Raw genomic sequence first — 25,909 nt, forward strand, 5'->3', positions numbered from 1 at the left:
TACCTTCTTGCTACTGACAGTGGCGGAGGGGCGCTGGCAAGAAAGCAAAGATGAACGTGAGAGAGTTCACAAATTCCAGTGATGACGCGGCGTTGCGCCATTGTGACTCTCGCCACATTTCCCGATCTTTCCGGGCGTTTCTTGAAAAACGGGCAGCTTATGCGCGAAATGGCGTCGAAAATTAAAGGTGAGGTTGGCCGCCCTTAATTACTATTTTGAGACTGTTTCTCATTTGCTGGGGCGATCATGACCATACTGCATAGCGTCGATTTCTTTCCGCCAGGTAAATCACCGGTTGCCATTGAGCCGCGGCTGCCGCAGGCGGCTTTCCCTGAGCATCATCATGATTTTCATGAAATTGTAATTGTTGAGCATGGCTCCGGCATTCACGTCTTTAACGGTCAGCCTTACACCATCAGCGGCGGCACGGTCTGCTTTGTGCGCGATCATGACCGTCACCTCTATGAGCACACCGATAATCTCTGCCTGACCAACGTGCTCTACCGCTCGCCGGATGCTTTCCAGTTCCTTGCCGGGTTAAACCAGTTGTTACCGCAGGAGCTGGAGGGGCACTACCCGTCGCACTGGCGGGTGAGCCAGCAGACGCTGGGGCAGGTGCGCGGCATTATCAGCCAGATGGAGGCGCAGGGCGCGGAACTGGAAACTCACGATATTGCTAACCGCGAAATGCTCTTTATGCAGCTGCTGGTGCTGCTGCGCCGTAGCAGCCAGCAGGCGGAGATGGGCAACAGCGATGCGCGGCTTAACCAGTTGCTGCTGTGGCTGGAGGATCACTTCGCGGAGGATATCTGCTGGGCGTCGCTTGCCGAGCGCTTCACGCTCTCGTTGCGCACGCTGCATCGTCAGCTTAAACAGACCACCGGCATGACGCCGCAGCGCTATCTGAACCGCCTGCGGCTGATCAAAGCTCGTCATATGTTGCGCCACAGCGATGAGAGCGTAACGGATATCGCTTTTCGCTGCGGGTTTGGCGACAGTAACCACTTTTCGACCCTTTTTCGCCGCGAGTTTAGCTGGTCCCCGCGCGAGATCCGCCAGGGCCGCGATACGCTGCTTCAGTAACGAGAAGAGAATCACCGATTTTTGGCTGCGCTTTGGCTAATAATGTCAGGTTAGTGCACGCAGAGGTGATGATGTGACAGGCCAGCTTATTCTTCGTCGGGACGACTTTTTTCCGCGCGCCGGTCAGGCGGTGGCGGTGGCGGATCGCTACCCGCAACATGTGTTTGCCGAACACACCCACGAGTTTAATGAGCTGGTGATGGTGTGGCGCGGCAATGGCCTGCATGTGCTCAACAACCGCCCGTACCGCATTACGCGCGGCGATCTCTTCTATATTCGCGCCGAGGATTGCCACTCTTACGCCTCGGTTAACGATCTGGTGTTGCAGAACATCATCTACTGCCCGGAGCGGCTGACGCTCAATCTGGACTGGGCGGCGCTGATTCCGGGCTTTAGCGGCGGGGCGTGGAGCCCGCACTGGCGCATCGGCAGCAGCGGTATGACGCAGGCCCGCCAGGTGATTGCCCAGCTGGAGCATGAGAGCAATAAGAGCGATCCGCTGGCGAATGGAATGGCAGAGATGCTCTTTGCCCAGCTGGTGATGACCTTAAAACGCCACCGCTTCGCTGCCGATAACCTTGCCGCCACCCACAGCGAAGCGCTGCTGGATAAGCTGATCACCGCCCTTTCCGGCAGCCTGAATCGCAGCTTTATGCTTGAACAGTTTTGCGACCAGGAGCAGTGCAGCGAGCGCGCCCTGCGCCAGCAGTTTCGCTCCCAGACCGGCATGACCATCAACCACTATCTGCGCCAGCTGCGCATCTGCCACGCACAATATCTGCTCCAGCACTCGGAGCAGATGATTGGCGACATCGCCATGCAGTGCGGGTTTGAGGACAGTAACTACTTTTCGGTGGTCTTTAGCCGCGAAGTGGGGATGACGCCAGGACAGTGGCGTCATCGCAGTCGCGCCGCTGCCTGATTAGCTCGCCATACCGAGGCCGACAATATTGGCCGCGATAATAATCACCACGCAGCCGAGGCTCAGCACGCTGACCGGCTGGCGTCCGGCGTTTTTCCACTCCTTCAGCACCAGCCCGACAATGCCGCCGCACAGCACGTAGAAACTCATGTGCAGCATCCAGCTGATGTAGTCATACTGCGCCGGAATTCGGGCGTGACCCCAGGCGTAGAAGAAGAATTGCAGATACCACATCAGGCCGCCAAGCGCGGAGAGCAGGATATTGCTGATAATCAACGGCGTTGCCAGTGAGAAGTCCGCTTTGACCGATAAGTTCTTCACTTTTGCCAGGCGGATAAGGCAGAAGCCAAGGTTGACCAAAGCGCCGCCGCCCATGATCACCACATAGCTTGGCAGCGCGGTATAGAGCGGATCAATGCCCAGCGCCGCGGCGGCATCGTGCATCGGTTTGGCGGCGTTCATCGCAAAGGACATCCCGGCTGAGAAGATGCCGCACATGACGGCCAGCGCCAGCCCTTTTTTCAGGTTGAACTCTTCGGCTTTGATGCCCATTTTGCGCTCTTTTAACTGCCCGGCGCGCGTCACAATGCCGACGCCAATCAGGGCAACCAGCACGCCAAGCAGCGTCATCCGGCCCCCTTCGGTATGGATCAGCACGCCAAAAGTGCCGTTGAGCACCGGCGTCATCAGGGTGCCGACAATCAGCGTGATGCCGATAGCAATACCGATGCCCATCGACATGCCGAGATAGCGCATCGTTAAACCGTAATTGATATTGCCAACGCCCCACATCGCGCCGAAGAGAAAGACCGGCAGCAGGGTGGAGGCATTAAACGAGCTGAAATAGGCCCAGAAATCGGGCAGTAACAGTGCGCTGATGCTCCAGGGGAGGACTATCCAGGAGAGGAGGCCGCCTATCGACCACATCGTCTCCCATGACCACTGTTTGACCTTTTTGAACGGGGCATAGAAACAGGCAGCACTGGCCGCGCCTATCAAATGCCACAAAATACCCATCGTAATCGCGTTACTCATTGTGCACTCCTTTTGTTTTTATGGCCGGGACAGAGGTCGCCGACTCGCAGAGTGTAAAAATCAGTAAACGATTTAACCTTGAGACGATTGCCGCGCTGCGCCTGGCGCTGGCAATCAGGGCATGATGGGAATGAGCAGCTTCACAATTTCAAGAACATAACTAAAATAGATAACCTTATAGAAACTACGGCATTGATAAACATTTTCAATATCACGTAATTAACTATAATGATCCAACTGCTTACGCGGCGTTAACAATTAAGCCGCCAGACTAAAAATGGAGATGAAAATGAGCTATACACTGCCCGCTCTGCCGTATGCGTATGATGCCCTTGAGCCTCATTTCGACAAGCAGACGATGGAAATCCATCACACTAAACATCACCAGACCTACGTAAACAACGCTAACGCCGCGCTGGAAAACCTGCCGGAGTTCGCAAGCCTGCCGGTTGAAGAGCTGATCACCAAGCTGGACCAGCTGCCGGCCGACAAGAAAACCGTACTGCGTAACAACGCGGGCGGCCACGCTAACCACAGCCTGTTCTGGAAAGGCCTGAAAGTCGGCACTACCCTGCAGGGCGATCTGAAAGCGGCTATCGAGCGCGATTTCGGTTCCGTGGACAACTTCAAAGCTGAATTTGAAAAAGCGGCTGCAACCCGCTTCGGTTCCGGCTGGGCATGGCTGGTACTGAAAGGCGACAAACTGGCTGTGGTCTCTACCGCAAACCAGGACTCCCCGCTGATGGGTGAAGCGATCTCTGGCGCATCCGGCTTCCCGATCATCGGTCTGGATGTGTGGGAACACGCTTACTACCTGAAATTCCAGAACCGCCGCCCGGACTACATCAAAGAGTTCTGGAACGTGGTGAACTGGGACGAAGCAGCAGCACGTTTCGCCGCTAAAAAATAAGTTCGCACACTTCCCCACGCTTGCGTGAGGTCAACCCCCGTCCGGCTTCGCCGTCGGGGGTTTTTTATTGCCTGCGGTTTACCTTCGCGAGGTGATACTAAACAGCTGGTCGACGATGGCACACTGCGCGTCGCTGAGCGTGCCGCCGACGTTGCGCGAGACGGGCGTCGAGTAGCCAAATTTACGTGATACCACGGTTTTGATGGTGGTGACGAAATCATCCCCGATGGCGTAGATCGCCATAAACTTGCCGATCTCCTGCTGCGCTTTACTCAACCCGTCGAGATCGCCGGTGCGCCAGGCTTCTCTCGCCTGCACAAATAGCTCTGGCATGACGTTATTCAACCCGGAGATCACCCCTGCGCCGCCTGCCAGCAAGTTCGGGATGTAGTACTCGTCGTAGCCGCTCAACACGGCGAAATCGCTACGTACCGCCTGGGTGGCGAGGATCATGTTCCGCGTGTGGGACTGACAATCGACCGTATCTTTGATGCCAGCAAAATCAGGAAACTCGGCGGCCAGGGTGGCGACCAGCTCCGGCGTTAAATCGCAGCCGGTGCGTGCCGGGAAATTATAGGCGAACCACTTGCCCTCAACCGCCTGGCCGATGGCGCGGAAGTAGTGCAATAACTGCCCGCTGGTCTGCCCGTAGTAATAGGGTGGCAGCACCATTACTGCGTCATACCCGACGCGCCTGGCCTCCTGCGCCATGCGCACCACATCGGAAAAGCAGGGGGAGGAGACGTTTGCTACCAGCGTGCCCGGCGTCATCTCCCGCGCTTCGCGGATAAGCATCAAGCGCTCCTCCAGCGAAAACGAAGCAAACTCCCCGATGCTGCCCATTAGCAGCACGACATCGACTTTTGCCGCGTTCAGGCGGGCAATGTGTTGCGCTAAGCCTGCCAGATCGATACTCCCTTCACGATCCATCGGCGTGATGGAAGGGCACCAGACGCCGGAAAATGGAACTGTAGTGGCCACGTCGCTCTCTCCTCGTTTAATGAAATTGCGTTTCAAAACTCAAGGTAAGTGATAACACGGCAGGGCGTCAGACACGCGTATGAATGTCTCATTTTCACCGCTTCGGGTGAGAAAAAAGTGTGCTCTAATAACGCGACCAACAACGGCATTCCGGGAGGGAAGATGCGCCATCAGGTTAACGTTTTCAGGGGCAAGATAAGGGATTATGCGGGCAGCCGACCGAGCGCCATCGCCAAATTGCAGGTGCAGGGGGAACTGACTCTGACCGAAATGGGCCTTGCCGGCGATGAGCAGGCAGAGAAAAGCTACCACGGCGGGGCCGATCGCGCGCTGTGCCACTATCCGCGTGAACACTACACGCACTGGGCGCAAGCCTTCCCGCAACAGGCCGCACTCTTTTGCGCGCCCGCCTTCGGCGAAAACCTCTCTACCGTCGGGCTGACGGAACAGAATGTCTTTATCGGCGATATCTTTCGCTGGGGCGAGACGCTGATTCAGGTGACGCAGCCACGCTCGCCCTGCTTTAAGCTCAACTACCACTTCGGCATTGAGGATATGGCCACGCAGATGCAGGCGAGCGGTCGCATGGGCTGGCTCTACCGGGTGATTGCCGCAGGCAAAGTCGCCGCTGACGCGCCTTTAGAGCTGGTATCAAGGGTAAGCGATGTCAGCGTTCATGAGGCAGCAGCGATCGCCTGGTATCAACCGTTTGATGATGAGCAGTATCAGCGCCTGCTGGCGGCGGCGGGGTTATCGGCAAGCTGGACGCGCACGATGCAGAAGCGGCGCCTGAGCGGCAAGGTTGAGGATAACGCCCGGCGGCTGCGCGGATAAAAAAACGCCCCCTCCGGCAGGAGAGGGCGCGTTATCATGCGCGTCTGTAGAGCGGCAGCCAGAGGGTTAAGCGTAAACCGCCTAACGGGCTGTCGTCCGCTTTCACCCAGCCGCGATGCTGCTGAATTGCCGTTTCGACAATCGCCAGCCCAAGGCCAGTGCCGCCCGATTCGCGGTCGCGCGCTTCGTCGGTGCGGTAGAAGGGACGGAAAATCTGCTCGCGATCTTCTGCGCTGACGCCAGGGCCGTCGTCATCAACGTTGATGGTGATGCCCTCTTTATCCACCGCAAAGCTCACTTCGATTTTGGTGTGGGAGTAGCGCAGCGCGTTGCGGACAATATTCTCCAGCGCACTCTCCAGCGCGTTGGGGTTGCCATACAGCGGCCACGGCCCGGGCGGGAAGGTGACCGTCAGGGATTTGCCCATCTGCTCGGCTTCGAACGCGGCGTTATCCAGCACTTCATGCCACAGCTGATTGGCTTTGACCGTTTCGCTGACCAGCGCGTTTTTCTGCTGGTTGCGCGACATCACCAGCAGATCGTTGATCATGCTGTCCAGCCGCTGCGCCTCGGTTTCAATGCGCTCCAGCTCTTTGCTCTCTCCGCTACGACGACGCAATAGCGCGGTGCCCAGTTGCAGGCGCGTCAGCGGCGTGCGCAGTTCGTGAGAGATGTCCGACAGCAGACGCTGCTGCGCGGTCATCATGCGCTCCAGGGCGCTCACCATCTGGTTAAAACTGGCCCCGGCGGCGAGAAACTCCTGCGGCCCGGCTTCCAGCTCCGGATGCTGGCGCAGGTTGCCTTGCGCCACCTCATCCGCCGCGTTTTTCAACTTACGCGCCGGTTTTGCCAGGCTCCACGCCAGCCACAGCAGCAGCGGTGAACTGATCAGCATGGTAACGATCAGCAGCAGCAGCGGGCGGTCGAACAGCAGGTTGATAAAATCAGATTGCGAGTTGCTGGCAGGACGGATCAGGTAGAGCTGGTAGTTATCTTCCCCGTCGCGAATCGAGAAGGGGCCCACCATTTCGACGCGGCCATACTTTTTCTTCTGCGGATGATCGGAGTTATCGGCCTGGCCGATAAAGTTGCGGATGATCTGCATTTCGCTGCGCTCCGCGCCGATCACGCGCCCTTCGCTGGTGACCAGCAGCAGACGTTGACCGGGCGGCGCCCATTTGTCGATGGCGCGAAACAGCCTGCGCCACCACATCAGATCGTTCGGCGGGTCGTTAGCCAGCTCCGCTTCCACATGCTGTTCAATCATCAGACCCTGGCGCTGCTCGCTGTCGAGCAGCTCCGTCATCTGGCGGGAGTCCAGCTTTGGCACCATCAATACCAGCATCAACACCAGCGCCAGGGTTAACCAGAAGATGGCGAAGATGCGGGCGGTCAAACTTCCTATCATGAAGCGGAGACCATCAGATAACCGCGGCCGCGCAGGGTTTTAAACCACGGATGCCCATCTTTACGCTCCGGCAGTTTGCGGCGCAGGTTGGAGATATGCATGTCGATGGCGCGATCGAACGGCGTCAGGCGTTTACCCAGCACTTCCTGGCTCAGATGTTCACGCGACACTACCTGGCCTAAATGCTGAGCCAGCAGGTAGAGCAGGGTGAATTCGGTGCCGGTAAGCTCCAGCGACTGGCCGTCAAAGCTCGCTTCCTGGCGGCCAGGATTGAGGCTGAGCGCGTCCACTTCCAGCGTCGGCGAACCGCTGTCGCTGTTCTGCTGCTGTTCGCTCCAGTGGGAGCGGCGCAAAATCGCGCGAATACGCGCCACGAGTTCACGATCGTTAAAGGGTTTCGGAAGATAGTCATCCGCGCCCAGCTCAAGGCCGAGAACGCGATCCAGCTCGCTGCCGCGGGCTGTAAGCATGATTACCGGTGTCTGGTGTGTCTGGCGTAGCTCTTTAAGGGTATCAATGCCGTTTTTCTTCGGCATCATCACGTCGAGCAAAAGCAAATCGATGCTGTCATCAAGGAGGTCGAGCGCCTGTTCACCGTCATGGGCAACGAGCACGTTAAAACCTTCCATGTCGAGAAGTTCCTTTAACAAGGAAGTCAGCTCTCGGTCATCATCTACTAAAAGGATTTTATTCATTGTTTAAATACCTCCGAGGCAGAAATTACGTCATCAAGCGTCGCTAATCCATGACTTTACGTTGTTTTACACCCCCTGACGCATGTTTGCAGCCTGAATCGTAGACTGATTTTCGTTCACTCGTGAGACAAATAGGTTACTGGAGTAAATGATGCGCATCGTTACCGCTGCCGTCATGGCCTCAACGCTGACATTAAGCGCTGTTAGCCAGGCTGCTGAAGCCGTAACAGGCGATAACTGGCACCCCACTGAGGGGATTGCACAGCGCAGTGTTCAGAGCCATATGTTCGACGGTATTAATCTGACCGAACATCAGCGCCAGCAGATGCGGGATCTGATGACACAGGCGCGGCACGACCAGCCACCTGTTAATGTTAGCGAAATGGAGACAATGCACAGCCTTGTCACCGCAGATAAATTTGATGAAACCGCTGTACGCGCTCAGGCTGAAAAAATGGCGCAGGAGCAGGTCGCTCGCCAGGTTGAGATGGCGAAAGTCCGCAACCAGATGTACCACCTGCTAACGCCGGAGCAGCAAGCGGTTTTAAACCAGAAGCACCAACAACGGATGGCAAAGCTGCGTAACGTTGCGCAGATGCAAAAAAGCTCCCCGTTGACGGTAATGAGTAGCAGCAGTACCAGGTAACAACCCCTGTTTTTCCTTGCCATAGACACCATCCCTGTCTTCCCCCACATGATGTGGGGGTTTTTTTTGCCCGCAATTCCTGCCCCTATTTTCTCCATTGCTCCTTTTGCTATCCGTTATAATTCCGCCAACGACAAGCAGGAGCGTGTATGAAAGCATCTTATGGACGGCTGGTCACACGGGCGGCAATGGCGGCAACCATCATGGCGTCGCTGCTGCTGGTGATTAAAATTTTCGCCTGGTGGCATACCGGTTCGGTCAGTATTCTGGCGGCGCTGGTCGATTCGCTGGTGGATATCGCCGCGTCGCTCACCAACCTGCTGGTGGTGCGCTATTCGCTGCAACCGGCGGATGAGGAGCATACGTTCGGGCACGGCAAAGCGGAGTCGTTAGCCGCGCTGGCGCAGAGTATGTTTATCTCCGGCTCCGCGCTGTTCCTCTTTTTAACCGGCATTCAGCACCTTGCGCGGCCGGAGCCCTTGCAGAGTGCGGGAATTGGCGTTGCCGTCACGCTGGTGGCGCTGATCAGCACCGTGATTCTGGTCACCTTTCAGCGTTGGGTTGTGCGCAAAACACACAGCCAGGCGGTGCGCGCGGATATGCTTCATTATCAGTCTGATGTTATGATGAACGGCGCTATTCTCATCGCGCTTGGGCTGGCGTGGTATGGCTGGCACCGGGCGGATGCGCTGTTTGCGCTGGGTATCGGCGGCTATATCTTGTACAGTGCGTTGCGTATGGGGTATGAGGCGGTACAGGCGCTGTTGGATCGCGCACTACCCGATGGAGAGCGTCAGGAAATTGTTGATATTGTCACTTCCTGGCCGGGCGTCAGAGGCGCTCACGATCTTCGCACGCGGCAGTCAGGGCCGACCCGCTTTATTCAAATACATCTGGAAATGGACGATCACCTGCCGCTGGTTGAGGCGCACCTTGTCGCTGAACAGGTCGAGCAGGCGATTTTGCGCCGTTTCCCCGGTTCCGATGTGATTATTCATCAGGATCCGTGCTCAGTTGTTCCTCAAGGACGATAAGCCCGCAGAGGCTTTCGTAACGCGTTTTTTAAGTGTGGGTCAGGCAGTGCGGTTGTGTATAAAATACCCCCATTTCGCCTGACCTGAATCAATTCAGCAGTAATGGATTGAGATACTATTTGCAGCATTGTTGTTCGCTCCCCGTGGGAGTTGCTTCGGGCCACAGAATTTTATTTTGCATTCCTAAGTTCAGAGGTAGTCATGATTAAAAAAATCGGTGTGTTGACAAGCGGCGGTGATGCGCCAGGCATGAATGCCGCCATCCGCGGCGTTGTCCGTGCAGCATTAACAGAAGGTCTGGAAGTTGCAGGTATCTACGACGGCTACCTGGGCCTGTATGAAGACCGGATGATCCAGCTCGACCGCTACAGCGTGTCTGACATGATCAACCGCGGCGGTACCTTCCTCGGCTCTGCCCGCTTCCCGGAGTTCCGCGAAGAGCATATCCGTGCCGTGGCTATCGAAAACATGAAAAAGCGCGGCATTGACGCGCTGGTCGTTATCGGCGGCGACGGCTCCTACATGGGCGCAAAGCGCCTGACCGAAATGGGCTTCCCGTGCATCGGTCTGCCGGGCACCATCGATAACGACGTTGCCGGTACCGACTACACCATCGGCTACTTCACTGCGCTGCAAACCGTGGTTGAAGCGATTGACCGCCTGCGCGACACCTCCTCTTCACACCAGCGTATCTCCATCGTTGAAGTGATGGGCCGTTACTGCGGCGATCTGACCCTGGCCGCAGCCATTGCCGGTGGGTGTGAGTTTATCGTTCTGCCGGAAGTGGAGTTCAACCGCGAAGACCTGGTAGCCGAGATCAAAGCCGGTATCGCCAAAGGTAAAAAACACGCGATTGTGGCGATCACCGAGCACATCTGCGATATCGACGAGCTGGCGAAGTACATTGAGAGCGAAACGCAGCGCGAAACTCGCGCGACCGTGCTGGGCCACATCCAGCGTGGCGGTTCGCCGGTGCCTTACGACCGCATTCTTGCCTCCCGCATGGGTTCCTACGCTATCGATCTGCTGCTGCAGGGCTACGGCGGCCGCTGCGTCGGCATCCAGAACGAAAAAATGGTGCATCATGACATCATCGACGCGATTGAAAATATGAAGCGTCCGTTCAAAGGTGACTGGCTGGACTGCGCGAAAAAGCTCTACTAATCTGCACTACGCCCTCGCTGCTGAGGGCGTTTTTTTACCGCAAGATATTCCTCAAAGTTATAGCCAATCTTTTTTTATTCTTTAATCATCGGATCCCTTTCTGGCAGGCTGGTGTCATCAAAATTGACAACCGAAGAGAGCGGGCAATGAATAAATGGGGCGTGGGCTTAACGCTGCTGCTGGCTTCCAGCAGCCTACTGGCAAAAGATATCCAACTGTTGAACGTGTCTTACGATCCGACGCGTGAACTGTACGAGCAGTACAACAAAGCGTTCAGCGCGCACTGGAAACAGGAGACCGGCGACAATGTGGTGATCCGCCAGTCGCACGGCGGCTCCGGCAAACAGGCGACCTCGGTTATCAACGGTATTGACGCCGATGTGGTGACACTGGCGCTGGCCTATGACGTTGACGCGATTGCCGAACGCGGCCGTATCGACAAAAACTGGATCAAACGCCTGCCCGACAACTCTGCACCGTACACCTCGACCATTGTCTTCCTGGTACGCAAAGGCAACCCGAAACAGATCCACGACTGGAACGATCTGGTAAAACCGGGCGTCTCCATTATCACGCCGAACCCGAAAAGCTCCGGCGGCGCACGCTGGAACTACCTGGCGGCCTGGGGCTACGCTCTGCATCAGAACGGCGGCGATCAGGCTAAAGCGCAGGAGTTTGTTAAAGCGCTGTACAAAAATGTCGAAGTGCTCGATTCCGGTGCACGCGGCGCGACCAACACCTTCGTGGAGCGCGGGATTGGCGATGTGCTGATTGCGTGGGAAAACGAAGCGCTGCTGGCGACCAAAGAGCTGGGCAAAGATAAGTTTGAGATCGTCACCCCGAGCGAATCTATCCTCGCCGAGCCGACCGTATCAGTGGTCGATAAAGTCGCGGATAAAAAGGGCACACAGAAAGTGGCCGAAGCCTATCTGAAATATCTCTACTCGCCAGAAGGTCAGGAGATTGCCGCGAAGAACTTCTACCGCCCGCGTGATGCGCAGGTTGCGGCGAAGTACGCCAGCGAATTCCCGAAACTGAAATTGTTCACCATTGATGATGTGTTCGGCGGCTGGAGCAAGGCGCAGAAGGAGCACTTCGCTAACGGCGGCACCTTCGATCAGATCAGCAAACGCTAATTTTCACTGTTAAACCAGCCGGATGGCATCAGTGCTATCCGGCAAATTCAAGGTGTCACTTCGTTTAATTTTTGCGCTATTATGCCGTTTCTTTCAGCAAAGGAAGCGGAAAATGAAAACTGTTAAACGTCTTATTATTGCCCTGCTGGTTCTGATTATTGTTGCAGCCGCAGGTGTATGGATTTGGATGAAGTTCACCAGCAACCCGGACGCGTTGCGCCAAATCGTCTTTCAGCAGTGCCTGCCCAATATGCGTAATCACAACAATCCCGCGCCCTGCGAGCAGGTTAATTTCAAAAACGGCTATGTGTTAATGAAGGACCGCAACGGCCCGTTGCAGTATTTGTTAATGCCCACCTATCTGATTAACGGCACCGAAAGCCCGGTACTGCTTAAGCCTGCGACGCCGAACTTCTTCTGGCAGTCCTGGCAATCACGGGATGTGATGAGCACCCGCCGCGGCAGCCCGATCCCGGATGAAGCGGTCTCGCTGGCGATTAACTCCCGCTCTGGCCGCACGCAGAACCATTTTCATATTCATATCTCCTGCCTGCGTACCGACGTGCGCGAAAAGCTCGATGAGAATGCCGGGCGCATCAGTAGCCAGTGGCTGGCATTCCCCGGCGGGCTGCTTGGGCATGAGTATTTAGCCCGGCGCGTAACGGCGGCAGAGCTGGCGCAGCGCAGCCCCTTCCTGATGCTGGCGGAAGAGGTGCCGGACGCGAAAGCGCATATGGGGCGCTTTGCACTGGCGCTGGCGCAGCAGTCGGACGGCTCGTTTGTGCTGCTGGCGACAGAGCGAAATCTGCTGGCGTTGAACCGCGCATCGGCGGAAGAGATTCAGGATCATCAGTGCGAGATCCTCAAATAACCCCACCATAATTCGCATTTACTCACTCTGCCTGTCCCCGTAGACTTGCTGAAAAAATCTACAGGAGACAGGCATGTCGCTCTGGCTTTCGCACCCTCTGTTCCTTCCCTCTGTCATTGTCGGTATCACCATTATTCTCTGGGCGACGTCGCTGTTGCCGGAGTTCATCACCGCGCTGCTCTTTTTCACCGCTGCGATGATCGCGAAAATCGCGCCGCCGGAGGTGATTTTTGGCGGTTTTGCCTCGTCCGCTTTCTGGCTGGTGTTTAGCGGCTTTGTGCTTGGCGTGGCTATTCGTAAAACGGGGCTGGCGGATCGCGCGGCGCGGGCGCTGTCGGCGAAGATGACCGGCTCCTGGCCGCAGATGGTGGCAAGCGTGGTGCTGCTCAGCTATGCACTGGCGTTTGTTATGCCCTCCAACATGGGGCGAATTGCGCTGTTAATGCCGATTGTCGCAGCGATGGCGGCGCGCGCTGGCATCAATGAGGGCACACGCGCGTGGTATGGCCTGGCGCTGGCGGTGGGTTTCGGCACCTTCCAACTTTCGGCAACCATTCTGCCTGCCAACGTTCCCAACCTGGTGATGAGCGGCGCGGCGGAAGGCTCCTACGGTATCCATCTCAACTATTTGCCTTATCTGCTGCTGCACACGCCGGTGCTGGGGATCCTGAAAGGCGCGATCCTGATTGGCCTGATCTGCTGGCTCTTTCCCGGTAAACCGCAGGCGATGCGCGAAGCGCTGCCTTCTACACCCATGAGCGGGGATGAGAAGCGTCTCGCGTGGCTGCTGGCGGTGGTGCTGACGCTATGGGTAACGGAGAGCTGGCACGGCATTGGCCCGGCGTGGACCGGGCTGGCAGCCGCTTTCGTTACGCTGCTACCGCGCGTTGGCTTTATCTCCGGCGATGAGTTCTCCAGCGGGGTAAATATCCGCACCTGCATCTATGTCGCCGGGATTCTGGGGCTGGCGATCACCGTGACGCAAACCGGTATCGGTAGCGCGGTGGGCGATGCGCTGCTGCATGTGATGCCGCTCGATGCCGAACGCCCGTTCACCAGTTTTCTCGCGCTCACCGGCATTACCACCGCGCTCAATTTTATTATGACCGCCAACGGCGTCCCGGCGCTGTTTACCACGCTGGCGCAAAGCTTTGCCGACGCTACCGGTTTCCCGCTGCTGTCGGTGATTATGATTCAGGTGCTGGGGTATTCGACGCCGCTGTTGCCCTATCAGGCTTCGCCGATTGTGGTGGCGATGGCGCTCGGTAAAGTGCCTGCGCGCGCGGGGATGCTGCTCTGTCTGGCGCTGGCGCTGGTGAGTTATCTGCTGTTGCTGCCGCTTGATTACGCGTGGTTTAAAGTACTGGGGAAATTGTAGAAGAGACCCTCTCCCGGGCGGGAGAGGGTAACAGCAGCATTACGCCTGTTTAGCGGCTTCAGCAGCTTTAACGATCACTGCGAAGGCGTCGGCTTTCAGGGAAGCACCGCCAACCAGCGCGCCGTCGATATCCGGCTGGGCAAAGAGTTCTGCCGCGTTGCTGGCGTTAACAGAACCGCCGTACTGGATGATCACTTGCTCAGCCACTTTCGCGTCGGCTTTAGCAATGTGGTCACGGATAAATTTGTGCACGGCCTGAGCCTGCGCCGGGGTAGCGGATTTGCCGGTACCGATCGCCCAAACGGGTTCGTACGCGATAACCACGCCTTCGAACGCGCTCGCGCCCTGCGTTTTCAGTACGGCGTCGATCTGGCGAGCGCACACTTCTTCGGTTTTACCCGCTTCGTTTTCCGCTTCGGTTTCACCGATGCACAGCACCGGAACCAGACCCTGCTCTTTCAGCACGGCGAATTTTTTCGCGATCAGCTCATCGGATTCAGCGTGGTAAGTACGACGCTCAGAGTGGCCGATGATGATGTATTTAGCGCCGATATCTTTCAGCATTTCAGCGGAGGTTTCGCCGGTGAACGCGCCAGAGAGGTTGGTATCAACGTTCTGCGCGCCGAGGATGATGTGGCTGCCGTCAGCGGCGTGTTTTGCCAGATCCAGGTAGAGGTTCGGCGGCGCAATCGCCACGCCGCAGCCTGAAACGCCCGCCAGTTCGGTACGCAGGTTGGCAATCAGTTCGTTTACCATGTGGCGGCTGCCGTTCAACTTCCAGTTACCCATCACTAAAGGATGTCGCATTTTTACTCTCCACGCGCTTGGCGAATTAATGAAAATGGCCGCCCATCAGGGCAGCATGGTCTGAGAAACAGTATAGAGATCCCTCCCCTGAAAGGCTTTGCTTTTTGTCATTTATTGTTCCCTTCCAGAGGTTCAGATAGCGTCAGCTTAATCGGTTCAACCGCGAAGGTTAGCCCCTTTTCGCCGTTGTCTGCCACCACATAGCGTACCGCGCCTTCCGTCTCAGCGTAGTAAGCCTTGTTTTTGCCGTTGGTCAGCAGTTTTTGTACTTTTTGCATGCTTTGCGCCGCGGTCATGGTCGGAGAGAAGGCGCGAATAAAAGCGCTCATATACTCCTGCGCCTTCGCTTTCGTCGCTTTCTGCTCCGGCCCCTGTACCGGCAGCCAGGTGATCTGCATCGATTTGATCTTTAATGTGCCGCGCTCCAGCGCCGTGGAGGCATAGAGATAATCATTGATACGCGTCGCCGCGCGCGTCAGGTTGGCACGATCGCTGCGGCTATCAACAGCGCGAAACTCGTTCAGCGCAAGGGTGGGATTGTCGGTATTGAACTTCTCCCGGAACTGGCTGATCGATTCATCAAAGGTGGGGGCGCCCGGCAGTAAGTACGGTGCGGTGACGGCGGCTGGCGCCTCTTCTGCCCAACCCGGCGCGCAGAACGCCAGCGCGGAAAAGAGCAGCCAAAAGTGGTAACGCCGTGCTTTCATTCACATCGCCCTCTGTAGAGTGTGCTGACGATTAAAACGAGATTGGGCGGCCTTGTCAAAAACTCCCGCCGCCAGGGTACACTAGCCGCTATTACGATAATAAGGAACCTTACATGGGCATACAGCAGTGGTTGTTTTCGTTTAAGGGGCGCATTGGACGCCGCGATTTCTGGATCTGGATGGTGCTGTGGGTGGTGAGCATGACCCTGCTGTTTGTGCTGGCGAATAATGGCATGCTCGATTTTCAGACGGCGGCGTTTATCCTCGTCTGCCTGATCTGGCCGACCGCCTGCGTGATGGTCAAACGGCTGCACGATCGCGGTCGTCACGGCGGCTGGGCGCTGCTGATGGTGCTGGCGTGGATGCTGTTGTCAGGTAACTGGGCGATGCTCGACGGCACGCTGGCGTGGGCGGTGGGACGCCTGATCCCGGTGGCGATTATCGTGGTAATGATGATCGACCTGGGCGCGATGCTCGGCACCCAGGGCAAAAACCGTTTTGGCAGCGAGACACTCGAGGTGAAGTTCCGCTGATTACCAGTAGTGCTCAGCGGTGATATGCCCAGGACGGCGGCGCAGATGTTTGGCCATCTGCCGGGTATCTTTCAGCAACTGTGTGGTGTCGCGCACCATCTGCGGATTGCCGCACAGCATCACATGGCTGGTCTCGGCGGTCAGTGGCAGACCGACGGCTTCCTCCAGTGCGCCGCTCTCAATCAGCGCCGGAACGCGCCCGGTTAAAGAGCCGGAGAGCGTCTCGCGGCTGACCACCGTCTGAATGCGCAGCTTCCCTTCATAGCGCTTTTGCAGCTCCAGCATCAGCGGCAGGTAGCTTAGATCCGCACCGTAGCGCACCGCGTGCAGCAGGACGATATTTTTGAACCGTTCAAGATCTTTCCCTTCCTGCAGCATCGACAGATAAGGCCCGATGGCCGTGCCGGTTGCCAGCATCCAGAGTGTTTCGCACTCCGGCACCTCTTCCAGCACGAAAAAGCCGGCGGCTTCGCTGACAATTAACAGCTCATCGCCCGGTTGCAGGGCAGCCAGGCGCGGGCTCAGTTTGCCTTCCGGAACGGTGACGAGATAGAACTCGAGATCGGGATTGCTCGGCGCGTTGACGTAGGAGTAAGCGCGCTGCACACGCTCGCCGTCAATCTCCAGCCCAAGCTTGGCGAACTGTCCGGCAGTGAAGGGTTGAACGGGGGCATGTACGGTGAGGCTGAAGAGTGCATCGGTCCAGAATTCCACCTTTGTGACTTTTCCTGTTACCCAATCCGCCATGGTTCTCTCCTGTTCTGTAACGTTGCCTTATCCTGGTGGTTGTCGCCTGAGATTTCCAGCCCGCGCGGGCCGGAAAGCTCAATTGAACAAATAGACTTACAGTATATGCCGTTGTACGTCCGGGTCTTTACGATCCAGATAATGGATCGATTGAATCCGGCGAATGGTGCGCGATTTACCGCGGATCAGCAGCGTCTCGGTGGTCGCCATATTGCCTTTGCGCGTAATGCCATCCAGCAGATCGCCTTTGGTGATGCCGGTGGCAGAGAAGATGACATTATCGCTGCGCGCCATCTCATCGAGGCGCAGCACATTGCCCGCCTCAATGCCCATACCGCGGCAGCGTTTCAGCTCCTGCTCGCCGATACGGCGGTTCTCTTCGCTGTCGCCTTTCACCTGGTGACGCGCCAGCAGGCGGCCCTGCATATCGCCATCCAGCGCGCGGATCACCGCCGCCGACACCACGCCTTCCGGCGCGCCGCCAATCCCGTAGAGCACATCCACTTCGCTGTCGGGCATGCAGGTGAGGATCGAGGCGGCGACATCGCCGTCAGGAATGGCAAACACGCGCACGCCCAGCGCCTGTAACTCGGCGATGGTCGCATCATGGCGCGGCTTGGCAAGAATGGTGACCGTCAGCTCGCTGAGCGGTTTGCCGAGTGCGGCGGCGATATTGCGCAGGTTATCGGCTAAGGGCAGGTTGAGATCGATAGCGCCTCTGGCACCGGGACCGACGATCAGCTTTTCCATATACATGTCCGGCGCGTTGAGGAAGCAGCCTTTGTCACCGACCGCCAGCACCGCCAGCGCGTTGGCCTGGCCCATCGCCGTCATGCGCGTCCCTTCAATCGGATCGACGGCAATATCTACCGCGTCGCCTTTGCCGGTGCCCACTTTCTCACCGATAAAGAGCATCGGCGCTTCGTCGATCTCCCCTTCGCCGATGACAATCGTGCCGTCAATGTTGACCTGGTTGAGCATAATGCGCATAGCGTGTACCGCTGCGCCGTCCGCCGTGTTTTTATCGCCGCGCCCCAGCCATTTATAGCCAGCCAGCGCCGCAGCTTCGGTAACACGGGAGAATTCGATGGCAAGTTCTCGTTTCATCACACACTCAGTTTTGAAAGAAATTGCGCGAAGTTTAACACAGTGAAAAGAGGAGGGGGGTGAGGCAGATGCCCCCTCCCGGCAGGGAGAGGGCATAAGTGGAGCGATTACTCTTCGTGTTCTTCCCACGCCATCGCGCGTTTAACGGCTTTTTTCCAGCCGCTGTAGCGGAAGTTACGCTCGGTCGTTTCGATGCCCGGACGGAATTCGCGCTCGATTACTGCTTTCTCCTGCAACTCATCCAGATTCTGCCAGAAACCGACCGCCAGACCCGCCAGGTAAGCGGCACCCAGCGCGGTCACTTCGCGCACTTCCGGACGCTCAACGCGCGTGCCGAGAATGTCCGACTGGAACTGCATCAGGAAGTTATTCGCCACCGCGCCGCCATCCACACGCAGCGCGTGCAGGCGAATGCCGGAGTCAGCCTGCATCGCTTCCAGCACGTCGCGGGTCTGGAAGGCAATCGACTCCAGCGTCGCACGAATGATGTGGTTCGCGTTAACGCCGCGGGTCAGGCCGAAGATGGAGCCGCGTGCATACGGGTCCCAGTAGGGCGCGCCCAGGCCGGTGAAGGCCGGAACAACGTAGACGCCGTTGGTGTCCTTCACTTTAGTAGCGAAGTATTCGGAGTCGAATGCGTCATTGATCAGCTTCATCTCATCGCGCAGCCACTGAATGGAGGCGCCAGCCATAAACACCGCGCCTTCCAGCGCATAGTTCACTTCGCCTTTCGGGCCGCAGGCGATGGTGGTCAGCAGGCCATGATCGGATTTCACCGCCTGCTCGCCGGTGTTCATCAGCATAAAGCAGCCAGTGCCGTAGGTGTTTTTCGCCATCCCCTCTTTCACGCAGAGCTGGCCAAACAGCGCCGCCTGCTGGTCGCCCGCAATACCGGCGATAGGAATACGCGTGCCGCCTTTACCGCCGATGTTGGTCTGGCCATACACTTCGGAGGATTTACGCACCTGCGGCAGCATTGCGCGCGGGATATCCAGCACTTCCAGCATTTTGTCGTCCCACTCCAGCGTGTGGATGTTGAACAACATGGTGCGTGAGGCGTTGGTGTAGTCGGTGACGTGTACGCGCCCCTGGGTCATTTTCCAGATAAGCCAGGTATCAACGGTGCCGAACAGCAGTTCGCCGCGTTTAGCACGCTCGCGCGAACCTTCAACGTGGTCGAGGATCCACTTCACTTTGGTGCCGGAGAAGTAGGGGTCGATCACCAGCCCGGTGGTGCTACGGATGTAATCTTCCATGCCATCGCGTTTGAGCTTTTCGCAGATCTCAGAGGTGCGGCGGCACTGCCAGACGATGGCGTTATGAATCGGTTTGCCGGTTTCACGCTCCCAGACAATCGCGGTTTCGCGCTGGTTAGTGATGCCGATGGCGGCAATCTCGTCGGAGTTGATATCTGCTTTCGCCAGCACTTCGACCAGCGTGGAGCTTTGTGATGCCCAAATTTCCATCGGGTCATGCTCAACCCAGCCTGGCTTCGGGTAGATTTGTTCAAATTCGCGCTGTGAAACGCTAATGATGTTGGCATCGTGGTCCATCACAACGGCGCGGGAGCTGGTAGTGCCCTGGTCGAGCGCAACGATATATTTTTTGTCAGTCATAGTTATGATCCCGTAGTCACATTACAGCGAAGCTTTTTGTTGAGCCGTGGTGGAGGCGGTGCCTTTCTCTTTCGCAGCCTCACTGGTTCCAGACGGCAGATGGCGGGCGATCAGTTTGCGATAGCTGAACGCGCCAAGCGCCGCGCCTACAATCGGCCCAAACAGCGGCACGAGGAAGTAGGGAATATCTTTGCCGCCGGTAAAGGCGACGTTACCCCAGCCGGCGAGCCAGGCGAAGGTCTTCGGTCCAAGGTCACGCGCCGGGTTCATGGCAAAGCCGGTGAGCGGACCCATGGAAGCACCAATGACCGCGATCAGCAGACCGATCAGCAGCGGAGCCATTGGGCCGCGCGGCACGCCGTTGCCATCATCGCCCAGCGCCATAATCACACCCATCAGAATAGCGGTAATGACCATCTCAACAGCGAAGGCCTGCACAAAATTGATGTGCGGGTTGGGGTAGGTTGAAAAGATGCCAGCCAGATCAAGACTTTCGACGCTGCCGCGTACCATATTGTGCGTCTGTTCGAAGTCGAGGAAAAGATTGTAGTAAAGCCCGTAAACAAGTGCAGCCGCGCAAAACGCGCCGGCAAATTGAGAAAAAATAAAAGGAACAACTTTGCGTCCGTCAAAGCTCGCGAAGAGCCAAAGTGCAATGGTTACAGCCGGATTAAGATGCGCGCCGGAAACCCCTGCGGTCAGGTAGATGGCCATCGCCACGCCCAAACCCCAGATGATACTGATCTCCCACTGGCCAAAGGTGGCACCCGCCACTTTTAACGCTGCAACACATCCCACGCCGAAGAAAATCAACAACCCGGTACCGAGAAACTCGGCAATGCACTGGCCTTTTACGGTTGGTGTCTGACTCATAATCGGATCCTGCAGAAGTTTAATGGTTATTGTAGGCAGAGGGAAACAGCACCCCCATGATGTCGTGTAGACATAGTGTTAATTTATCGTTAACGAGCAAAAACGAGAAATATCGAAATCGAAATGTGTGTACTGCGTCAATAAAATGAGCGTTTACGAGCGGTGTCGCGCGTTTTTGCACCAATACGAAATGAGAGCTGAATCATTTTTGTAACCCGGGCATTAACAATTACGGGGTAGCGAAGCGGATTGCACCAGGATGAGGACGAAAAGTGTTGCAAAGCGCAAACAGCGCCGCTCCACGCTGGACAGGGGCTGGCGCGATTCATACAATCGGTAACAAGCGAAATCCGCTCATTGTATTAAGGCGTCGCCGCTCTGCGGGACGAGGACGCTTAAAGACACGCATAATTTAGCGGGCAGAGGGGTAACCTATTTGCCTGGCGAATAATGAGGTGTAAGTCCATCAACGCCTTGCCACTCAGGAGAAGTATGACTATGTCATTAGAAGTGTTTGAGAAACTGGAAGCAAAAGTACAGCAGGCGATTGATACCATCACCCTGCTGCAGATGGAAATCGAAGAACTGAAAGAGAAGAACAACAGCCTGTCGCAGGACGTTCACTCTGCACACCAGAGCCGTGAAGAGCTGGAGCGCGAAAACCAACAGCTGCGCGAGCAGCAGCACGGCTGGCAGGAGCGTCTGCAGGCGCTGCTGGGCCGCATGGAAGAAGTGTAATTACGCTTTATCTTTTGTGGCGTAGCGGCGCTGGCTGCGCGCTGATACCGACAAAAAAGGGCACCTTCAGGTGCCCTTTCGTTTATTCGATATCGAGAGGATCTTCGGCGAGAATAATGCCGGTGTTATCGGCATAAAGATGGTCGCCGGAGAAGAAGGTCACGCCGCCGAAGTTGACGCGGATATCGCTTTCGCCAATGCCTTCGCCCGCTGCGCCAACCGGGATCGCGGCCATCGCCTGGATGCCGATATCCAGCTCTTCCAGATCGTCCACCTGGCGCACCGCGCCGTAGACCACCATCCCTTCCCACTCGTTTTGCGCCGCCAGACGCGCGAGATCGGCGTCGACTAACGCCCGGCGTACAGAACCGCCGCCGTCGACGACCAGCACGCGACCACGGCCATTCTGTTCGAGCAGATCGTAAAGCAACCCGTTATCCTCGAAACATTTCACCGTGATGATTTGCCCGCCGAAAGAGGAGCGACCGCCAAAGTTGGAGAACAGCGGTTCGACGACGTTGACCTCTTCCTGGTAGATGTCACAAAGCTCAGAAGTATCGTATTTCATAGGATTTACGTTCAGTTGCTGCGAGAGCCGTAAGTATATCGCGCATCGCGCGCTGTTGGCAAAAGCATCAATTTTTAATTGTTTTTTGGCACTCAGGCGAGCGTCTTGCTCAAAATAATCCCCAGTACAAACAGGAGATTAGTCAGCAGCGCGCCTTTCACGGTGCGTTCGAGCATCGGCGGCATCGCGCGCGGATCGCGCTCGCGCAGCACATAACTCGCCTGTTTAAACAGCAGCGGCGCGGCAAGTAAAAACAGCCAGCCCCAGAGGCTGTGGAGCGAAATCAGGTTGAAGAGTGCAAAGCAGAGCAGCGCGCCCGCCAGCAAACCGGCGTGATAACGGCGGGCATTCACCGGGCCTAAGCGCACCACCAGCGTGTGTTTACCGTTTTCGCGATCGCTATCGATATCGCGCAGGTTATTGATATTCAACACCGCCGTCGCCAGCAAACCGCAGGCGGTGGCGGGCAGGAAGATCGCGGGAATCAGCGTATGCGCCTGCAAATACCAGCTTCCCATCACGCTTATCCAGCCGAAGAAGGTGAGCACCGAAATATCGCCCAGCCCCTGATAACCATACGGCCGCTTGCCGACGGTATAGGTGATGGCGGCGATAATCGACAGCCCGCCGAGTGCGAGGAAGCCGACAAAATCGGCCATCGTCTGGGTCGCTGCGCTCACCAGCCCGAGCCCGGAAATGCAGCTCAGCACAATCACGATAAGCAGGGCGCGCTTCATCTGCCCAAGGGAGATCGCCCCTTTTTGCATCCCGCGCAGGGGACCGATGCGATCCGGCTTATCGCTGCCTTTAATGGCATCGCCGTAATCATTCGCGAGGTTAGAGAGGATTTGCAGCAAACCGGCGGTGATCAGCGCCAGCGCCGCCACCAGCGGATCGAAGTAGCCCTGCCACCAGGCAAGCACGGTTCCCACCACGATAGCGGCAAAGGCCAGCGGCAACGTTTTCGGTCGCAGGCTTTCCAGCCATGCCTGGGTAAGGCTCAGAGAGTGCGTATCGTTCATAAGTCCGGCCAATAAAAATGGGGGCATAAGCCCCCATCGAGTGTGATGAAAAGAGTATGAGCGCGATTATAAGATAAAACGGCTCAGATCTTCATCCGCCACTAAAGCATCAAGGTGTTTACTCACATAGTCTGCATCAATGGTAATGGTTTCGCCGCCCAGATCGCTGGCGTCATAGGAGATATCCTCCATCAAACGCTCCAGCACGGTGTGCAAACGGCGCGCGCCGATGTTTTCGGTGCTTTCGTTCACCTGCCATGCGGCCTGCGCGATACGCTTAATGCCGTCGTCGGTAAATTCGATATTCACCCCTTCGGTTGCCATCAGCGCTTTATACTGCACGGTCACAGAGGCGTTTGGCTCGGTGAGGATGCGCTCAAAGTCTTCCGCGGTCAGCGCCTGCAGTTCAACGCGGATTGGCAGACGACCCTGCAATTCCGGGATCAGATCGGACGGGCTGGCAACCTGGAACGCGCCGGACGCGATAAACAGGATATGGTCAGTTTTCACCATCCCATGTTTGGTCGACACGGTGCAGCCCTCAACCAGCGGCAGCAGGTCGCGCTGTACACCTTCGCGGGAGACGTCCGGGCCGGAGGTGTTACCGCCGCGCTTACAGATTTTGTCGATCTCATCGATAAAGACGATACCGTGCTGCTCAACGGCTTCGATCGCTTCCTCTTTCAACTCTTCCGGGTTAACCAGTTTCGCCGCTTCCTCTTCGATCAGCAGCTTCATCGCGTCTTTGATTTTCAGCTTACGCGGCTTCTGCTTCTGCCCGCCGAGGTTCTGGAACATCGACTGCAGCTGGTTGGTCATCTCTTCCATGCCCGGAGGGGCCATGATTTCGACGCCCATTGGCGCGGCGGCGAGATCGATCTCAATCTCTTTGTCATCCAGCTGGCCTTCGCGCAGTTTTTTACGGAAGGATTGGCGCGCCGCAGAGGGTTCTGCCGCCTGTTCCGGCTGGCCCCAGTTGTTTTTCGCCGGCGGGATCAGCACATCGAGGATGCGCTCTTCCGCCATCTCTTCGGCGCGGTAGCGGTTCCTGTCAATTGACTGGCTGCGCACCATTTTCACGGCGGCATCGGTCAAATCGCGAATAATCGAATCCACTTCTTTCCCGACATAGCCCACTTCGGTGAACTTGGTCGCTTCCACTTTAATAAACGGCGCGTTGGCGAGCTTTGCCAGACGACGGGCGATTTCGGTTTTACCAACGCCGGTCGGGCCGATCATCAGAATATTTTTCGGGGTCACTTCGTGACGCAGCTCTTCATCGAGCTGCATACGGCGCCAGCGGTTACGCAGAGCAATCGCCACAGAGCGCTTTGCCGCGTCCTGACCGATGATGTGTTTATTCAGTTCGCTGACGATTTCGCGTGGGGTCATTTCAGACATGGGAGATCCTTACGCTTGAGCGGGTAATTCTTCGATGGTATGGAAGTGGTTGGTGTAGATGCAGATATCGCCTGCGATCCCCAACGCCTTCTCAGCAATGTCGCGCGCGCCAAGCTCGGTGTTCTCCAGCAGTGCGCGGGCAGCGGCCTGGGCGTATGGTCCGCCAGAGCCGATGGCAATCAGGTCATTTTCCGGCTGAATCACATCGCCGTTACCGGTGATGATCAGCGACGCGGTTTCGTCGGCGACCGCTAACAGCGCTTCCAGCTTGCGCAGCATACGATCGGTACGCCAGTCCTTTGCCAGCTCGACGGCGGCTTTTACCAGATGACCCTGGTGCATTTCCAGTTTGCGTTCAAACAGCTCAAACAGCGTGAAGGCATCCGCTGTGCCGCCCGCAAAGCCTGCAATGACTTTGTCGTTATAGAGACGGCGAACTTTTTTAACGTTGCCCTTCATCACGGTGTTGCCCAGTGTGGCCTGGCCATCACCGGCGATAACGACATGGCCGTTACGGCGTACGCTTACGATTGTTGTCACGAGCAGACCCCTTGGTTACAAAAGCACATACAGCGCCCCGCACAGCGTACGGGGCAGAATGCATTTATAGATGGGGGAGATTTTGGGGGTTTCAACCCCCGGCGGAAAGTCGAATGCAGTTTGCGTGACCGGCCAGTTTCAGCTTGCCGAGGGTGGCCTCGGCGCTCTCTTTGCCTTTCAGCGGACCCATCACAACGCGATTCCAGCCATTATTGCTGGTGATGCGTGAGTCAAAGCCCTCAAACGCCAGCTGCGCGCGGACGGTTTCCGCCTGCTCCTGGCCTTTGAACGAGCCGCACTGGATCAGCCAGCGACGCTCATCTTTTTTCTCTGTCGGCTGCGCCTTCGCCGTTTCCGCTTCGCGCGTTACCGGCGCGGCCTGCTGCGCTTTTGGCTGCGCGGCGTTGCTGTGCGGCGGCGTTTGCAGCAGATCCTGATAGGGCTGCGAATTGGTGGCCGGTTTCTGCTGCGCTTGCTGCGTCTGGCGCGGCGGCGTGGCGACGCGCGCAGGTTGCTGTTCTACGGTGCGCGGCTGCGTACGTGGTTGCTGAACCGGCTGGCTTTGCGTCCACTGAGACTGCTGCTGTTGTTGCTGCATCTGCTGAACCTGGCGCTGACGCTGCAACGTTTGCTGGCGCTGCTCCGGCGTCTGCTCGTTCCACGGCACCTCATTGAGCTGCGTCGGCGTCTGGCGCATATCTGCCTGCATCTGGGCTAACAGCTGGCGCTGCTCATCGGTTAACTGCTCCGGTTTTTGCACTTCGCCCCCGGCTGTCGGCTCGGTCGGCGCGCGTACGCCAGGCTGGCGGCTCTCCAGCTCTTTAATATAGCGCCAGCGCTCTTCCGGCTTCGGCGGCAGGCCGTTACCGGTCACTTTCTGGTTCTGCAGGGATTCTGACTCTTCTTTCTTATGATGCGTAATAAAGTACAAACCACCGATAAAGGCGACCAGCACGGCGGCCGCTATCGCGACCATTGCTGGCGAGACCGCAGGCGCGCTGCGCTGCTTTTTCTTTGAGGTGCTCTTCTTTCGCCGCGCAGGAGTCGACTGGCTGCGGCGTACATAATCTCGTTGGGCCACTATCGTTTCGCTGTATTCATATTCGTTTAACAGCCCGCCATGTTACTTAAGCGACGGGGTTTTGACCAGAAG

At 57.1% G+C, this 25,909-nt stretch carries 26 protein-coding genes and 1 pseudogene; 12 read left to right on the forward strand and 15 right to left on the reverse strand.

Annotation, left to right across the window (positions count from 1 at the left end):
- Window positions 1-246: 246 nt before the first annotated feature.
- Both rhaS and rhaR read left to right on the forward strand, forming a co-directional pair.
- On the forward strand, window positions 247-1,083 hold the full coding sequence (gene rhaS / locus IAE50_RS16145; protein ID WP_200580703.1) for an HTH-type transcriptional activator RhaS: 837 nt from the start codon (window positions 247-249) through the stop codon (window positions 1,081-1,083).
- Between the two features lie 73 nt (window positions 1,084-1,156).
- Window positions 1,157-2,005, forward strand: a complete 849-nt coding sequence (gene rhaR / locus IAE50_RS16150; protein WP_200580704.1) for an HTH-type transcriptional activator RhaR — start codon at window positions 1,157-1,159, stop codon at window positions 2,003-2,005.
- Here rhaR and rhaT read toward each other — a convergent pair whose 3' ends face one another.
- Window positions 2,006-3,040, reverse strand: a complete 1,035-nt coding sequence (gene rhaT, locus IAE50_RS16155; RefSeq protein WP_200580705.1) for an L-rhamnose/proton symporter RhaT — start codon at window positions 3,038-3,040, stop codon at window positions 2,006-2,008. It lies immediately after the preceding gene.
- A 289-nt stretch (window positions 3,041-3,329) separates the two neighbouring features.
- Here rhaT and sodA point away from each other — a divergent pair, with 289 nt between their 5' ends.
- Window positions 3,330-3,950 (forward strand): superoxide dismutase [Mn], encoded by a 621-nt coding sequence (gene sodA / locus IAE50_RS16160; protein WP_042712334.1) that lies wholly within the window; start codon window positions 3,330-3,332, stop codon window positions 3,948-3,950.
- Between the two features lie 78 nt (window positions 3,951-4,028).
- Here the strand turns inward: sodA and IAE50_RS16165 are convergent, their stop codons facing one another.
- Entirely contained in the window at window positions 4,029-4,931 is a 903-nt protein-coding gene (locus tag IAE50_RS16165) for a dihydrodipicolinate synthase family protein (protein ID WP_200580706.1), read from the reverse strand.
- A 162-nt stretch (window positions 4,932-5,093) separates the two neighbouring features.
- Here IAE50_RS16165 and yiiM point away from each other — a divergent pair.
- Window positions 5,094-5,835, forward strand: a pseudogene (yiiM, locus tag IAE50_RS16170) (6-hydroxyaminopurine reductase).
- Here yiiM and cpxA read toward each other — a convergent pair.
- Both cpxA and cpxR read right to left on the reverse strand, forming a co-directional pair.
- Window positions 5,800-7,173 (reverse strand): envelope stress sensor histidine kinase CpxA, encoded by a 1,374-nt coding sequence (gene cpxA / locus IAE50_RS16175; protein WP_023479308.1) that lies wholly within the window; start codon window positions 7,171-7,173, stop codon window positions 5,800-5,802. The pseudogene yiiM and the gene cpxA sit on opposite strands and share 36 nt — an antisense overlap.
- Entirely contained in the window at window positions 7,170-7,868 is a 699-nt protein-coding gene (gene cpxR / locus IAE50_RS16180; RefSeq protein ID WP_034812606.1) for an envelope stress response regulator transcription factor CpxR, read from the reverse strand. The genes cpxA and cpxR overlap by 4 nt, the downstream gene beginning before the upstream one ends.
- Before the next feature lie 151 nt (window positions 7,869-8,019).
- Between cpxR and cpxP the strand changes: the two genes are divergently transcribed.
- From cpxP to IAE50_RS16210, 6 genes are all read left to right on the forward strand, one after another.
- Window positions 8,020-8,514 carry a cell-envelope stress modulator CpxP gene (cpxP, locus tag IAE50_RS16185; RefSeq protein ID WP_023479354.1) on the forward strand — a complete coding sequence of 165 codons (495 nt, stop codon included), beginning with the start codon at window positions 8,020-8,022 and terminating at the stop codon, window positions 8,512-8,514.
- A gap of 149 nt (window positions 8,515-8,663) precedes the next feature.
- Window positions 8,664-9,548, forward strand: a complete 885-nt coding sequence (fieF, locus tag IAE50_RS16190) for a CDF family cation-efflux transporter FieF (RefSeq protein WP_094422585.1) — start codon at window positions 8,664-8,666, stop codon at window positions 9,546-9,548.
- Between the two features lie 201 nt (window positions 9,549-9,749).
- The gene (gene pfkA / locus IAE50_RS16195) at window positions 9,750-10,712 is read left to right on the forward strand and encodes a 6-phosphofructokinase (RefSeq protein WP_023479317.1); all 963 of its coding nucleotides are present in this window, start codon (window positions 9,750-9,752) and stop codon (window positions 10,710-10,712) included.
- A 146-nt stretch (window positions 10,713-10,858) separates the two neighbouring features.
- Window positions 10,859-11,848: a sulfate ABC transporter substrate-binding protein gene (locus IAE50_RS16200; RefSeq protein WP_200580708.1), complete on the forward strand. Its 990-nt coding sequence runs from the start codon at window positions 10,859-10,861 to the stop codon at window positions 11,846-11,848.
- A 112-nt stretch (window positions 11,849-11,960) separates the two neighbouring features.
- Window positions 11,961-12,719 (forward strand): CDP-diacylglycerol diphosphatase, encoded by a 759-nt coding sequence (locus IAE50_RS16205; protein ID WP_200580709.1) that lies wholly within the window; start codon window positions 11,961-11,963, stop codon window positions 12,717-12,719.
- Window positions 12,720-12,792: 73 nt separating this feature from the next.
- On the forward strand, window positions 12,793-14,097 hold the full coding sequence (locus IAE50_RS16210; RefSeq protein ID WP_054804132.1) for an SLC13 family permease: 1,305 nt from the start codon (window positions 12,793-12,795) through the stop codon (window positions 14,095-14,097).
- 39 nt (window positions 14,098-14,136) lie between these two features.
- Here the strand turns inward: IAE50_RS16210 and tpiA are convergent, their stop codons facing one another.
- Together tpiA and IAE50_RS16220 are read right to left on the reverse strand one after the other, a co-directional pair.
- Window positions 14,137-14,904, reverse strand: coding sequence for a triose-phosphate isomerase (gene tpiA / locus IAE50_RS16215; protein WP_023479339.1), 768 nt, complete (start codon window positions 14,902-14,904; stop codon window positions 14,137-14,139).
- A gap of 107 nt (window positions 14,905-15,011) precedes the next feature.
- On the reverse strand, window positions 15,012-15,611 hold the full coding sequence (locus tag IAE50_RS16220) for a DUF1454 family protein (protein ID WP_042717036.1): 600 nt from the start codon (window positions 15,609-15,611) through the stop codon (window positions 15,012-15,014).
- Window positions 15,612-15,724: 113 nt separating this feature from the next.
- On the opposite strand from IAE50_RS16220, the gene IAE50_RS16225 reads away from it, so the two are divergent.
- Window positions 15,725-16,144: a DUF805 domain-containing protein gene (locus IAE50_RS16225; RefSeq protein ID WP_200580710.1), complete on the forward strand. Its 420-nt coding sequence runs from the start codon at window positions 15,725-15,727 to the stop codon at window positions 16,142-16,144.
- On the opposite strand, the gene fpr is transcribed toward IAE50_RS16225, so the two are convergent.
- The 4 genes from fpr to IAE50_RS16245 form a co-directional block, all read right to left on the reverse strand.
- The gene (fpr, locus tag IAE50_RS16230) at window positions 16,145-16,891 is read right to left on the reverse strand and encodes a ferredoxin--NADP(+) reductase (protein ID WP_042717039.1); all 747 of its coding nucleotides are present in this window, start codon (window positions 16,889-16,891) and stop codon (window positions 16,145-16,147) included.
- Between the two features lie 96 nt (window positions 16,892-16,987).
- Window positions 16,988-17,998, reverse strand: coding sequence for a class II fructose-bisphosphatase (glpX, locus tag IAE50_RS16235; protein WP_042717041.1), 1,011 nt, complete (start codon window positions 17,996-17,998; stop codon window positions 16,988-16,990).
- 107 nt (window positions 17,999-18,105) lie between these two features.
- On the reverse strand, window positions 18,106-19,614 hold the full coding sequence (gene glpK, locus IAE50_RS16240; RefSeq protein WP_076768846.1) for a glycerol kinase GlpK: 1,509 nt from the start codon (window positions 19,612-19,614) through the stop codon (window positions 18,106-18,108).
- 21 nt (window positions 19,615-19,635) lie between these two features.
- On the reverse strand, window positions 19,636-20,487 hold the full coding sequence (locus tag IAE50_RS16245) for an MIP/aquaporin family protein (RefSeq protein ID WP_023479322.1): 852 nt from the start codon (window positions 20,485-20,487) through the stop codon (window positions 19,636-19,638).
- A gap of 492 nt (window positions 20,488-20,979) precedes the next feature.
- On the opposite strand from IAE50_RS16245, the gene zapB reads away from it, so the two are divergent.
- A complete protein-coding gene (zapB, locus tag IAE50_RS16250) occupies window positions 20,980-21,225 on the forward strand; it encodes a septal ring assembly protein ZapB (protein WP_023479321.1) in 246 nt (81 codons plus the stop codon).
- Between the two features lie 82 nt (window positions 21,226-21,307).
- Here zapB and rraA read toward each other — a convergent pair whose 3' ends face one another.
- The 5 genes from rraA to ftsN all read right to left on the reverse strand — a co-directional run bounded on the left by rraA (window position 21,308) and on the right by ftsN (window position 25,837).
- The gene (gene rraA, locus IAE50_RS16255; protein ID WP_023479360.1) at window positions 21,308-21,793 is read right to left on the reverse strand and encodes a ribonuclease E activity regulator RraA; all 486 of its coding nucleotides are present in this window, start codon (window positions 21,791-21,793) and stop codon (window positions 21,308-21,310) included.
- A gap of 92 nt (window positions 21,794-21,885) precedes the next feature.
- A complete protein-coding gene (menA, locus tag IAE50_RS16260) occupies window positions 21,886-22,815 on the reverse strand; it encodes a 1,4-dihydroxy-2-naphthoate polyprenyltransferase (protein WP_200580711.1) in 930 nt (309 codons plus the stop codon).
- A 66-nt stretch (window positions 22,816-22,881) separates the two neighbouring features.
- Window positions 22,882-24,216 (reverse strand): HslU--HslV peptidase ATPase subunit, encoded by a 1,335-nt coding sequence (gene hslU / locus IAE50_RS16265; protein WP_023479328.1) that lies wholly within the window; start codon window positions 24,214-24,216, stop codon window positions 22,882-22,884.
- A gap of 9 nt (window positions 24,217-24,225) precedes the next feature.
- On the reverse strand, window positions 24,226-24,756 hold the full coding sequence (hslV, locus tag IAE50_RS16270; protein WP_023479345.1) for an ATP-dependent protease subunit HslV: 531 nt from the start codon (window positions 24,754-24,756) through the stop codon (window positions 24,226-24,228).
- Window positions 24,757-24,847: 91 nt separating this feature from the next.
- A complete protein-coding gene (ftsN, locus tag IAE50_RS16275) occupies window positions 24,848-25,837 on the reverse strand; it encodes a cell division protein FtsN (RefSeq protein WP_139966905.1) in 990 nt (329 codons plus the stop codon).
- Between the last annotated feature and the right edge of the window lie 72 nt (window positions 25,838-25,909).

It is taken from the genome of Kosakonia sp. S42 (genome assembly GCF_016624785.1).
Lineage (GTDB): Bacteria > Pseudomonadota > Gammaproteobacteria > Enterobacterales > Enterobacteriaceae > Kosakonia > Kosakonia cowanii.

What these genes read in the sequence shown, in the direction of transcription:
- rhaS (WP_200580703.1), top strand. Translation starts at nt 247, where the DNA reads ATGACCATACTGCATAGCGTCGATTTCTTTCCGCCAGGTAAATCACCG.
- glpK (WP_076768846.1), bottom strand. Translation starts at nt 19,614, where the DNA reads ATGACTGACAAAAAATATATCGTTGCGCTCGACCAGGGCACTACCAGC.
- hslU (WP_023479328.1), bottom strand. Translation starts at nt 24,216, where the DNA reads ATGTCTGAAATGACCCCACGCGAAATCGTCAGCGAACTGAATAAACAC.
- rraA (WP_023479360.1), bottom strand. Translation starts at nt 21,793, where the DNA reads ATGAAATACGATACTTCTGAGCTTTGTGACATCTACCAGGAAGAGGTC.
- cpxP (WP_023479354.1), top strand. Translation starts at nt 8,020, where the DNA reads ATGCGCATCGTTACCGCTGCCGTCATGGCCTCAACGCTGACATTAAGC.
- IAE50_RS16245 (WP_023479322.1), bottom strand. Translation starts at nt 20,487, where the DNA reads ATGAGTCAGACACCAACCGTAAAAGGCCAGTGCATTGCCGAGTTTCTC.
- zapB (WP_023479321.1), top strand. Translation starts at nt 20,980, where the DNA reads ATGACTATGTCATTAGAAGTGTTTGAGAAACTGGAAGCAAAAGTACAG.
- IAE50_RS16210 (WP_054804132.1), top strand. Translation starts at nt 12,793, where the DNA reads ATGTCGCTCTGGCTTTCGCACCCTCTGTTCCTTCCCTCTGTCATTGTC.
- fieF (WP_094422585.1), top strand. Translation starts at nt 8,664, where the DNA reads ATGAAAGCATCTTATGGACGGCTGGTCACACGGGCGGCAATGGCGGCA.
- IAE50_RS16220 (WP_042717036.1), bottom strand. Translation starts at nt 15,611, where the DNA reads ATGAAAGCACGGCGTTACCACTTTTGGCTGCTCTTTTCCGCGCTGGCG.
- cpxR (WP_034812606.1), bottom strand. Translation starts at nt 7,868, where the DNA reads ATGAATAAAATCCTTTTAGTAGATGATGACCGAGAGCTGACTTCCTTG.
- IAE50_RS16225 (WP_200580710.1), top strand. Translation starts at nt 15,725, where the DNA reads ATGGGCATACAGCAGTGGTTGTTTTCGTTTAAGGGGCGCATTGGACGC.
- tpiA (WP_023479339.1), bottom strand. Translation starts at nt 14,904, where the DNA reads ATGCGACATCCTTTAGTGATGGGTAACTGGAAGTTGAACGGCAGCCGC.
- fpr (WP_042717039.1), bottom strand. Translation starts at nt 16,891, where the DNA reads ATGGCGGATTGGGTAACAGGAAAAGTCACAAAGGTGGAATTCTGGACC.
- sodA (WP_042712334.1), top strand. Translation starts at nt 3,330, where the DNA reads ATGAGCTATACACTGCCCGCTCTGCCGTATGCGTATGATGCCCTTGAG.
- menA (WP_200580711.1), bottom strand. Translation starts at nt 22,815, where the DNA reads ATGAACGATACGCACTCTCTGAGCCTTACCCAGGCATGGCTGGAAAGC.
- IAE50_RS16205 (WP_200580709.1), top strand. Translation starts at nt 11,961, where the DNA reads ATGAAAACTGTTAAACGTCTTATTATTGCCCTGCTGGTTCTGATTATT.
- glpX (WP_042717041.1), bottom strand. Translation starts at nt 17,998, where the DNA reads ATGAAACGAGAACTTGCCATCGAATTCTCCCGTGTTACCGAAGCTGCG.
- IAE50_RS16200 (WP_200580708.1), top strand. Translation starts at nt 10,859, where the DNA reads ATGAATAAATGGGGCGTGGGCTTAACGCTGCTGCTGGCTTCCAGCAGC.
- cpxA (WP_023479308.1), bottom strand. Translation starts at nt 7,173, where the DNA reads ATGATAGGAAGTTTGACCGCCCGCATCTTCGCCATCTTCTGGTTAACC.
- pfkA (WP_023479317.1), top strand. Translation starts at nt 9,750, where the DNA reads ATGATTAAAAAAATCGGTGTGTTGACAAGCGGCGGTGATGCGCCAGGC.
- rhaT (WP_200580705.1), bottom strand. Translation starts at nt 3,040, where the DNA reads ATGAGTAACGCGATTACGATGGGTATTTTGTGGCATTTGATAGGCGCG.